The organism is Microbacterium sp. (assembly GCF_047606685.1).
GTDB lineage: Bacteria > Actinomycetota > Actinomycetes > Actinomycetales > Microbacteriaceae > Microbacterium.
In genome coordinates this window covers 1-3,044 of sequence record NZ_JASGEC010000059.1, presented here as the reverse complement: position 1 = coordinate 3,044, position 3,044 = coordinate 1, and the positions used below count along the sequence as shown (strand labels likewise).

General features: G+C 74.5%; 2 protein-coding genes. Both read left to right on the top strand.

The annotated features are described in order from the left end of the window. Positions 1 to 423: hypothetical protein (locus tag QM611_RS06635; protein ID WP_415079121.1), on the top strand; the 423-nt coding region annotated here is incomplete at its 5' end. Further along, positions 420 to 3,044, top strand: a 2,625-nt coding sequence (locus QM611_RS06630) for a hypothetical protein (protein WP_415079120.1), incomplete at its 3' end; no start/stop codon positions are given. The genes QM611_RS06635 and QM611_RS06630, both read left to right, overlap by 4 nt.

The window sequence follows — 3,044 nt, the reverse complement described above, 5'->3', positions numbered from 1 at the left end:
GCCGCGCCCCCCGGTCTTGCCGGCGCCCGCCCCGTGCCGGGCGGCGTGCGCGCCGCCGCGAGCCCGTGGCCGCTCATCGTGGCCGCCGCGGCGTTCGGACTCAGCGTGCTGCTGGCGGTCGTGCTCGCGGCGACGCCGGCGAGCGACCCCGTTCGCTTCCTCGGGGCGCCGCTGCCGCTCGTGGTCGGCGGCTTCTGGTGGGTGAGCCTGGCCGGCTACCTGCTCACTCCGGCCGTCGTGCTGGCGTGCTATGGCTGGAACGCCGTCGCGCAGCGCAAGGGCCTGGGCGCCAATCGCAACTTCGTGCTGCGCCCGGGCTGGTCGCGGGCGCTGCGCTGGCTGGCCGGCCTGTCGATCGTCGTCGGCGCGTGGCACGTGCTCAACCTCAGTGTGCCGCTGTCTGCCGCGTGGGGTGGATCGTGAAGCGGATGCTGGCGACGGCCGCCGCCCTGGCCCTCGCCCTTGCCCCGGTGTCGGCCGCGAGCGCCAGCGCGCCGACGGACGCGCGTGCCCTGGCCGGCGGGCTGTCCGATGCCGGGCAGCAGGCGATCGCCGACCTGCGCACGTGCCTCGCCTCCAACGACGTGCTCAACGTCTACTACCTCATCGACTCGTCCGGGTCGCTCGCCCGCGCCGACGACGGCGGAGCGGGGTCTGATCCCGAGACGATGCGAGCCGACATCCTCGCCGCGAGCCTGGAGCAGCTGGGCAGGCTTCACGAGAGCGCGACCGTCAACTGGGGTGCCGGGTTCTTCAGCAGCGACTTCAGCGCCACGATCGGCTGGCGCGAGTGGCGAAAGAGCGGCCCCGACCAGCTCGAGAAGGCGATTCGCGACCGGGAGCCGGGCGGGTTCACCAACTGGCCCGCCGCGCTCGCCGGCGCCCAGCGCGAGCTGTCCGCGCAGCAGGGGAGAAAGCCCGGTTGCCAAGTCCTGGTGTGGCTGACCGACGGCCAGATCGACATCAGCGCGCCCGACGGCCAGGGGCGGGAAGACCGTGACGCGCTCAACGCGATGTGCGGCGCCGCGCTCGTCAGCGACGGCGCGTCGGCCAGTGGCCGCGGGGTGTTCAACGCGCTGCGCCAGTCCGGCGTCGTCGTGGTCGGCGCCCTGTTGGCCACCGACAAGAAGGCGGCCGCGGCGGGCCAAGTGATGCGGCCGCTGATCGAGGGCAGCGGCTCGGTGGGCAGCCAAGAGAAGACGTGCGGCGAGAGTCCGATCCCGTCCGGCTACGCGCACGGCCTGTTCGTCGAGGCGACCAGCCCGGACGCGCTCTCGCAGGTGTTCCTGCAACTGGGCGCGCAAGTGGCCGGCGGCTACCCGCAGCCGTTCGAGGCGGACGGGTCGTTCTGGATCGACCCGGGTGTGGCGCGGTTCCGGATCGTGCTCAGCGGCAACTGGACGCTCACACCGCCCGCTGGCTCCGCCCTCGAGCCCGCGTCAGGCTCGGCGCAGCAGCCGTGGGCGACGGTGAGCGCGCACAACGGCACGGTCATCGACGTGGACACCACGGATCCGGCCGCCCAGGGCCAGTGGCGGCTGGACGCGGGCAACGCCAAGTCGCTCTTCCTGTTCAGCGACCTCGCGATCGTCTTCCGCAAAGCCAACACGATCGAGCGGTCGCCGGACGGCACGACGACGGCGACCCTCGTGGCTCGCGTGCGCACGCTGGGCGGCGAGAAGACGGGGCTCGACGTGTTCGGCACGGCCGACTTCGCGGCGTGGCTCGTCGAGTCCGGCGGCGCGCGCCGCGAGCTCGCCGACGCGGAGGTCGACCGCGCGACGGGGCGGATCACGATCCCGGTGCCCGCCGACGTCACCGCCGCCGAGGTCGTGGTCGCCGCGTCCATCGACCCCCTCACGACCTCGCCCCACGGACTCGCCCTCGCCCCGATCACGACGCAACAGCGCGTGAAGACCGTGCTCCCGAAGGAGTTCCCGCGTGTCGCCGAGCTGCCCGTGCGGCTGTCCGACCTCGAGGGCAGCGACGGCGAGGCGACCGGGACCATCCGCATCGCCGGGCCCGAGTCGGGCGGCGCGGGGACGGTGTGCATCGCCGCGAACCCCATCGTCACGAGCGATTCCGCCGCGCGCGAGAAGAGCTGGCGGTGGACGCTGGACCCGGGCCTCGACGCCGACGGCTGCGTCGCGATCGCCGAGGGCGAGGAGCGCGAGCTGGCCCTCACCGCGGCGAACCACGAGGCGGCCGACAGCGCGGTGCAGGCGACGGTCTCCGTCGAGCTGCGCTCCGCGAAGGGCGACAGCCTCGCCCAGGATGTGCCGATCGCGTTCACCTCGACACACCCCGTGAACACCGGGCTGGTCGTGGCGCTCGCGCTCGCGCTGCTGGCTCTCGGCGTTCTGCTGCCGCTCGTCGGCCTGTGGCTGGTGAACTGGCTGACGACGCGGCTCGACCTCGACCCGCAGATCCAGCGCGCGGTGTTCCCCGTGCGCCTGCGCGCGTCGGGCGTCGACTTCCCCGACGCGCCGTCCAGCGACACGGCGCTGTCGGAGCGCTTCCACTATCGCGGGGCGCAGAGCGACCAGCGCGCGCTCGACGACGCCGACCTCGGCCGCATCAAGGCGGTCGTGCCGTGGTTCCCGCTGCGGGCGCCGGCGTACACGATCACGCCGCCCGCCGAGCGGGCGCTCGTGGCGGCGCGCACGGGCCGCGCGGCGGCGGGCGAGCGGATGCCGGACGGCTCGCTGCGATTCGCGCACCTGCCGTTCGCAGCGCTGTGGGCGGTGACCGTGCCGCGCGCCGAGCTGCTGCGCACCCAGCGCGGCGACGAGATCGTCGGCACCGCGGTGATCTACCACCGCTTCGACCCCGCGTCGCGCGAGCAGTACCGCGAGCGGCTGGCCGAGCTGGCGCGCGACACGTCGCTGTTCGACTTCGCCGAGCGTCAGCGCGAGCAGGCGCACGGCGCGCGGACGGCGGCGGGATCCAAGGATGGCGGCAAGCCCCGCGCATCCGCTGCCGAACCGGTCGTGGCCGTCCCGCCGCGCCCCGGCGCGAGCGCGGCGGCGCGCCCGCCCGGGGCG